Raw genomic sequence first — 7,300 nt, forward strand, 5'->3', positions numbered from 1 at the left:
GCTTAAAGCATAGCACCGGGGAAGACCAGGTGCCTTTTTTGTTATTCAAAAAAGGTCCAAAACTTCCGGCGTTGTCACAATCAACACCAAAAATTTTAGACCCTTTTATTTTATCTAAACTCAGTCGCAGGGTCGATGAGGACGGTGACTGGTCTGCTACAATGGAGATGCTGGCGATAATTGCACTGGCTCTGATTTGTCCTTATACTAGCAATAGGGCATTATCGCCGTTGGGAGGAAGTTTGATGAACATTGGCATCTTTACGGACAGTTATTTTCCGCAGGTCAGCGGTATTTCAACTTCGATCAAAACATTAAAAGATGAGCTGGAGCGTCGTGGCAACACTGTATATATTTTTACAACGACCGATCCACATGTGCCCGACGACGCGGTGGAACCAAATCTGTTTCGTTTCACGAGCGTCCCATTCATCTCGTTCACGGATCGACGCATCGCAATTCGCGGTATGTTCCATGCTTATGCTGTTGCGAAGGAATTGAAACTGGATATCGTGCATACGCAGACTGAATTTTCGATGGGGTACATCGGCAAGTTTGTGGCGCGCCAGTTAAAGATTCCTGTTGTGCATACATACCATACAATGTATGAGGATTACCTTCATTATGTGATGAACGGGCATTTGCTGCGTCCTTATCATGTGAAACAGTTCATTCGCGCGTTTCTGTACCATGTTGCGGGGGTAATCGCGCCGTCTGAGCGGTCTGAAGACTCGCTGCTGGGCTATGGCGTCAAGACGCCGATCTCGATCATTCCGACCGGGGTTGACCTTCGACAGTTCAGCGCGGCCAAAAATCCTCAGCTGCGTGACCAGTTGGGGTTGACCAACGTGCCGGTGCTGTTGTCGCTGTCGCGAGTGGCCTATGAAAAACGAATCGATAAAGTGGTCGATGCAATGCCATCGATCTTGCAACGGATTCCAAATGCGGTGTTGTTGATCGTCGGGGATGGGCCGGCCAAAGAGGATCTCGAGGCACAGGCGCAGTCGCTTGGCATCACGGATCATGTCAAATTCACAGGTGAGGTCGATCACCGCGAGATCGCCGACTATTATCGAGCCGCAGACCTCTTTGTGTCAGCCAGCGATTCCGAATCGCAGGGCCTGACTTACATTGAGGCGCTTGCGGCGGGGCTTAAGGTCGTTGCGCTGGCCGGCGAATATACCCAGTCGCTATTGGATGACCCGGCGATCGGGACCACGTTCACTGAGCAGTCGCAGATGGTCCATCAGATTGAAAATTATCTGCAGCATCCGCAGGCCTTCGATGATCCGCAGCCATTGCAAGCCAAACTCTACGAGATCTCGGCCGAATTATTTGGGGAGCGTGTCCTGACTGCCTATCAACAGGCGCAAGCGAATTTTGACGCGTTCATGGCACAAAAGGCCGCGGATACTGATGAGGTTGCAGAGGTCGATGACCCAGAACGTGATTCAATGAAGGGATAGGTCCATGATCGATATTCATATGTTTTCCTCGGCGGATAAGGTGGCTGGTCAGGGGGTCGGTGCAGTCTACACCGAGCTGTTGGCGTTACTTGAAAAATACTTTCCAGGGGAATTCAACGTCAGCATCAATAAATACACGCCCAGCGTGATCAGTCATTACCACACGATCGACCCAGCTTTTTACGCCTCCACCTTTTCCAAGCGCCGCGGCCGCAAGATCGGTTATGTGCATTTTCTACCAAATACGCTGGATCAGAGCCTGCGCCTACCTGGGGTGGCGCGCTGGACGCTCGATAAGTATGTGATCGCGTTTTACAAGCGGATGGATCAGCTCGTGGTGGTCAATCCGAATTTTATTCCCAAGCTCGCCGCATACGGCATCGACCCGAAGCACGTCACCTACATTCCTAATTTTGTCTCCCGGGAGACGTTTTATCCAGAGACGCCGGAAAACAAGGTGATTCTTCGACAAAAATACGGCATTGCCCCAGATGAGTTCGTGGTGTTCGGGGCCGGCCAAGTCCAGGATCGCAAAGGGGTCGATGACTTCATCGCCTTGGCGAAGCGCAATCCGAAGATGCGATTCATTTGGGCGGGCGGCTTTTCCTTTGGGATGATCACCAACGGGTACGACCATCTCAAATCCGAAGTCGCCAATGCGCCCGACAACTTGATCTTCACCGGCATCGTACCGCGTGAGGATATGGTCGATTACTACAATGTGGCGGATGTCTTTTTATTGCCGTCGTATGAGGAGCTGTTTCCGATGGCGGTGCTGGAGGCATTTTCCACGGAAACGCCTGTCATGGTGCGGCAGCTCGCCCTGTATGATCAGATCATTGCGCCGTTTGCGATGATGGCGCCGGATGTGGATGCGATGAATCAGCAGCTGCATCGATTGCAGCAGGAGCCCGCGCTTCAGCAAAAATATGCGCAAAAAAGTGCAGAGGCGGCGGCGACTTATTCCGAGCCGCGCTTGGCCAAGGTGTGGGAGCACTTCTACCGCAGTCAGGCGGCGCTTGTAAAGGAGTCTCATGTCAAAACGAAATAAGCTCGCAGTCCTGATCATGGTGTTGATCGGGGTCTCGATCTTCGCGTTCGAGATGCGTGATCTCAACATCCATCAGGTCTGGCGGACTTTGATGGGGCTGCGGCTGCGGTGGGTGGCCGTCGCGCTGCTCGTGATGCTGGCGACATGGGTCATCGAGACCTTGGTCGTGCAGATCTTTGTGCAGCATGACGGCGAGCGCTTGCCGTTCAAAGCGGCGCTGCGGGTGCCACTGGTCGAGCAATTGTTTAATGCGATCACCCCGTTTGCCTCGGGCGGGCAACCTGCACAGCTGGTCGCGTTGATGCAATCCGGCGTCGAAGCCGGCCGGGCGAGCTCCGTGCTCTTGATGAAATTCATCGTCTACCAGTTCATGGTGCTGATCAATTTTGTCCTGACCCTGATCGTGGGCTTTCAGCAGATTGCCGGGCGGTTTCAGGCGCTTGCCTGGCTGATCGTGTTCGGCTTTCTGATTCACATCACGGTCATCACCGGTCTGCTTTTGGTGATGTATCAGTATAAGTTCACCAAGAAGCTGGTCAACTGGGCGCTGCATTTTCTGGGGCTGTTCATGAGTCCCAAACGCCTGGCGATGTGGAAGCAGCGGATGGACCTCAAAATCGACACATTTTACGCCGAAAGCCTCCATCTGAAGCGGGAAAAAAAGCGGGTGGTGAAGGCCGCGGCGTTGACCATGCTGCAATTGCTGCTGTATTATTCCGTGCCATACTTTGTCCTGCTTAGCTTCGGCGTCCAGCATGTTGATCTGATCGAAGTGATGGTCCTGCATGTGATGATCGTGATGATCGTGTCGCTGTTTCCGATTCCCGGTGGGACAGGCGGCGCCGAGTACAGTTTCAAGACGCTGTTTGGCGCGTATGTTGCGTCGGCGCCAAGGCTGTTGCTGGCGATGTTGCTGTGGCGTTTTTTGACCTATTATCTGGGGATGATCTGCGGTATCTTTGCGCTGGGGGTGACCCCAAACAAGATGGCCGCGGCGCCACTTGATCCGCGAGAACTGCTTGCCAGACAGCATGACAAAGATTAAAAAAATCTGTTATCCAAGCACTTTTTGGGGGCACCTGTCAGCGTTTTATGGTACGCTATGACAGAAGCCAAATGAAAGGGGCCGTTTTATGAAGAGCTCACAGTTAGTTGCGATCATTAAACGCCTTGAAGCGATGCAGGAAGCGTCTGATGACGAGGTCCAGACCCGTCGCTTTGAAAAAGAAGGGGTCGAAAAGGGGCTTGTCTCCTTCGATCCAAGTACGCAGACGTATACGCTTGAAGAGGTCGAAAGCCACCAAAACTTTGAATTCGACAACATTGACCTGGTCGCCATGGAGATATACGACCTGCTTGATGATGAAGAATAGGTTACGATCGGTCAGGGAAACCTGGCCTTTTTGTTTGGTTGAAATAATAGTGGGGTGATTCGCCTCGGTGGACCAGCGCCTACTGACGGTGGAATTTCAGAAAAAACGTCACGCGTCGTTTAAGATAGCGTAAAAACGCGCAAAATAATCGCATCAAAATTGTGTTTTGGCGGCGGAGTGTGTAGACTTATGCCTGTGTGTAAGTGCGTCAATTCAAGAAACGTTTAAAAGCGGTGGAGGAACACGATGAAGCAACTTGGCAGTAAAATTCGAGGCTTTTTCAATACGCGGCTCGGATTTTTTGCGCTGGCGGTCGCGCTGTTTTGGGCGAAGACCTACTGGGCCTATCAGACAAAATTCAATCTCGGGGTCAGCGGGAAAATGCAAAACCTGCTGCTGGTCCTCAATCCGCTACCGACCACGATCTTATTGTTCGGCGTCGCGCTGTACATATCCGGGCGCAAGTCTTACATCACGATGCTGATCATCGACGCGCTCACGTCGCTTTGGTTGTTCGCGAACGTGCTCTATTATCGCGAATTTTCCGATTTTATGACCTTTTCGCTGATCAAGGGCTCAAGCTCTGTTTCGAGCAACCTATCCACCGGGGTCATGGGCATCATGCGGGCCAGCGACTGGCTGGTTTTTCTCGATGTGGCGATTCTGATTCTGCTGCTTGCCTTCCATGTGATTCGCATGGACACGCGGCCAATCAAGAAGCTCTTCGCAGTGGGCGTGACATTGCTGGCCGGCTTGATGTTCGGCTCCAACCTCTCCATGGCCTACCACGACCGCTCTGGCCTCTTGACCCGGACCTTTGACAACAACTATATCGTCAAATATCTGGGCTTGAATGCATACACTGTCTTTGATGGTGTGAAAACGGCGCAGACGAGTGCCACGAAGGCCAACGCCAAGGCAAGCGACATGAACTCGGTACTTGCCTACCTGAAGAAAAATCGCATCGACCCGATCGCCCAGTATACCGGGGTGGCCAAAGGGAAAAATGTCTTCATCATTCATTTGGAGAGTTTCCAGCAGTTTCTGATCGACTACAAGTGGGACGGCCAGGAAGTCACGCCAAATCTCAATAAGCTCTATCACGAAAGCGACACGCTGAGTTTTGACAACTTCTTCCATCAGGTCGGTCAAGGCAAGACCTCTGATGCGGAGACTATGATGGAAAATTCGCTGTTCGGGTTGCCTGAAGGATCTGCCATGTCGCTACTGGGCACCTCCAACACATTCCAGGCGGCGCCAGCCATCATGGATCAACAGGGCTACACCACGGCGGCGTTGCACGGCGGCGTGGCCAGTTTCTGGAATCGTGACAATGCCTACAAGTCTTGGGGCTACGACTATTTCTTTTCCAAGTCCTACTACCAGAACATCAAGAATGACTTTTTAGGCTACGGCATCAAGGATAAACTGTTCATGCGGCAGGCGGCGGGGTATATCGAGCAGCTCCCGCAGCCGTTTTACGCGAAGCTGATCACGGTCACCAATCACTACCCGTATCCACTGGACAAAAAGAACCAGTCGATTGCCAAGACGGACACCGGCGATAAGACTGTCGACGGGTATGTACAAACGGCCCATTACCTCGACCAAGCGATCGGCGAGTTCATGGCTTGGCTGAAAAAGACTGGGCTCGATAAGACATCGATGATCGTCTTTTACGGGGACCACTTTGGCATCTCAGCCAACCATAAAGATGCGGTCGCGCAGCTATTGGGCAAGGATAGCTTCGATGACTTTGATAACGCGATGTTCCAGCGTGTGCCACTGATGATTCACATGGATGGTCTCAAGGGTGGCATCAACCACACTTATGGTGGCGAGATCGATGTCCTGCCGACGATCATGAATCTTCTGGGCATCTCCAATAAGGGGTATATCCAGTTTGGGAGTGACCTCCTGGCGGCCAATCGCAATCAGACCGTTGCCTTCCGCAATGGCGATTTTGTCAGTCCGACCTACACGAAGATCGGCAGCAATTACTATGACACGAAGACCGGCGAGCAGTTGAAGAAGCTGACCCAGGCGCAAAAGGAAGCCGTGGACGCGATGACCAACCGCGTCACGACCGAGCTCTCGTTATCGGACCGCGTGGTGAATCGGGATCTGCTGCGATTTTACACACCAAATGGCTTTACCAAAGTAGATAAGTCGGATTACAGCTATACGCAGTCGAAGGCACTGGAAATGTTGCAGACCGCCGACGATAAAAACAAGACCAGCCTGATCGACAAGAACAACGGGAAGTCCACGATGAGTGAGTACAAGACGGATGCCCCTGAAATGGCAGGCCTCAAGGAATTTGCTGACAGCTATTCGAGCAGCTCATCCAGTTCAACTAGTTCGTCTGGCAACGCTTCTGCCAGCAGTTCGTCCGCGACCAGTGACTCAAGCGATAAGGACAAGTAAGCAACAAAAGGAGGTGGCTGCGGTCACTTCCTTTTTGTTTGCAACTTTTTGCCTTTTGGGGTACGCTTACGGTGTCAAGTGATAACAATTCTTATTAGAGAAAGGGACCGTGGTGAGATAGATGCAGGAGACGGTTTACAACCAGACGATCGCCAAGCTTAAAGCCAATAAGATTCGGGTGACGCCGCAACGCGAGGCGATCATCAAGTATCTGATCGCTAGTGAGGCGCATCCAACCGCAGAGACGATCTACGCGGCGCTGTCGCCACGTTTTCCGCATATGAGTGTCGCGACCGTCTATAATAATCTTCGTCTGTTAAGTGACTTGGATCTCATCGAAGAGATGAATTCCAATGATGTGGCGACCCATTTTGATTTTCCGCTCCAGCCTCACTACCACGCCATCTGCTCGAATTGTGGCAAGATCGTGGATTTCACTTACGATCGATTTAAGGATGTCGAACAAGTCGCAGCGAAAAAAACGGGGTTTGCGGTCAGCGGTCATCATCTCGAAGTTTATGGGTTTTGCCCTGATTGCCAGAAGCTATTAGCAAACCGCGCGACGGCCGCAAATAACTGAGCTGTTTGGAACGGCACTTTGATGAATATCCGAACGCACAATGTATAAATATGTTGTGTGTTCGGATTTTATTTTGCCTCGAGAAATCTCAATTTCTTATTGACGCCATGCGGTCTCGGCTGGTAAGATATCTATTGTTGTCAGCGAGACAGATGCTGCTTCCCGCTTCGGCGGGGGATGCAAATGAATAAATATTCGCTTTCTGAATTTCTTGTTGACAGCGAACTAATCAAAAGATATACTGTTAAAGTTGTCTTTTGGACAAGTCGTCCTTTGAAAACTGAACAAAGTTTCGTAAATGTGTAGGTGATTCGGCCTTAATTGGTCGGAGAATTAAACATGAGCGAAGTCAATTCGCTAGTAACAACAAATCGAGCTATTCAAACGGCTCATTATATGAGAG

General features: G+C 51.3%; 6 protein-coding genes. All 6 read left to right on the forward strand.

Annotation, left to right across the window (positions count from 1 at the left end; all coding sequences use genetic code 11):
* Nucleotides 1-245: 245 nt before the first annotated feature.
* The 6 genes from EKM95_RS11130 to EKM95_RS11155 all read left to right on the forward strand — a co-directional run bounded on the left by EKM95_RS11130 (nucleotide 246) and on the right by EKM95_RS11155 (nucleotide 6,897).
* Complete coding sequence (locus EKM95_RS11130) at nucleotides 246-1,466, forward strand: glycosyltransferase family 4 protein (RefSeq protein ID WP_125698466.1); 1,221 nt, start codon at nucleotides 246-248, stop codon at nucleotides 1,464-1,466.
* A 4-nt stretch (nucleotides 1,467-1,470) separates the two neighbouring features.
* The gene (locus tag EKM95_RS11135) at nucleotides 1,471-2,517 is read left to right on the forward strand and encodes a glycosyltransferase family 4 protein (protein WP_125698468.1); all 1,047 of its coding nucleotides are present in this window, start codon (nucleotides 1,471-1,473) and stop codon (nucleotides 2,515-2,517) included.
* Complete coding sequence (locus tag EKM95_RS11140) at nucleotides 2,501-3,562, forward strand: lysylphosphatidylglycerol synthase transmembrane domain-containing protein (protein ID WP_125698470.1); 1,062 nt, start codon at nucleotides 2,501-2,503, stop codon at nucleotides 3,560-3,562. Before EKM95_RS11135 ends, EKM95_RS11140 begins: the two co-directional genes overlap by 17 nt.
* Before the next feature lie 88 nt (nucleotides 3,563-3,650).
* Nucleotides 3,651-3,890: a YkuJ family protein gene (locus EKM95_RS11145; RefSeq protein WP_125698472.1), complete on the forward strand. Its 240-nt coding sequence runs from the start codon at nucleotides 3,651-3,653 to the stop codon at nucleotides 3,888-3,890.
* Between the two features lie 246 nt (nucleotides 3,891-4,136).
* Nucleotides 4,137-6,317: an LTA synthase family protein gene (locus tag EKM95_RS11150; RefSeq protein WP_125698474.1), complete on the forward strand. Its 2,181-nt coding sequence runs from the start codon at nucleotides 4,137-4,139 to the stop codon at nucleotides 6,315-6,317.
* 121 nt (nucleotides 6,318-6,438) lie between these two features.
* Nucleotides 6,439-6,897, forward strand: coding sequence for a Fur family transcriptional regulator (locus tag EKM95_RS11155; RefSeq protein WP_125698476.1), 459 nt, complete (start codon nucleotides 6,439-6,441; stop codon nucleotides 6,895-6,897).
* Nucleotides 6,898-7,300: the final 403 nt, after the last annotated feature.

It is taken from the genome of Lacticaseibacillus yichunensis, from assembly GCF_003946405.1.
Lineage (GTDB): Bacteria > Bacillota > Bacilli > Lactobacillales > Lactobacillaceae > Lacticaseibacillus > Lacticaseibacillus yichunensis.